This is a genomic window from Streptomyces sp. RP5T, assembly GCF_003933965.1.
Lineage (GTDB): Bacteria > Actinomycetota > Actinomycetes > Streptomycetales > Streptomycetaceae > Streptomyces.
In genome coordinates this window covers 1-348 of record NZ_RSAJ01001328.1, presented here as the reverse complement: position 1 = coordinate 348, position 348 = coordinate 1, and the positions used below count along the sequence as shown (strand labels likewise).

The following is a 348-nucleotide window of genomic DNA, read 5'->3' as shown; positions in this document are numbered from 1 at the left end:
CGGCCCATGTGCGGGCCCGGCTGGCCTGGAGGATGCACGAGGCGATCGGTCCGGAGGCGTTGATCGTCGACGACACCGGCTTCCTCAAGGACGGGGACGCCTCGGCGTGTGTGTCGCGGCAGTACACGGGCACCGCGGGCAAGGTCACCAAATGCCAGGTCGGGGTGTCGCTGCACCTGGCCACCGATCATGCCTCGGCCGCGGTGAACTGGCGGCTGTTGATGCCCGCGTCCTGGGATCCGGCCTCGCCGGAAGCGGATGCGGACAAGGTCGCCCGCCGCAGCCGCTGCGGCATTCCCGACCGGGTGGGGCATGTGGAGAAGTGGCAGCTGGCCCTGGACATGATCG

Annotated in this window: 1 protein-coding gene; it reads left to right on the top strand. The window is 70.1% G+C overall.

Going from position 1 to position 348, the window contains the following annotated elements; genetic code table 11:
• Positions 1–348: transposase (locus EHS43_RS46065; RefSeq protein WP_148104408.1), on the top strand; the 348-nt coding region annotated here is incomplete at both ends.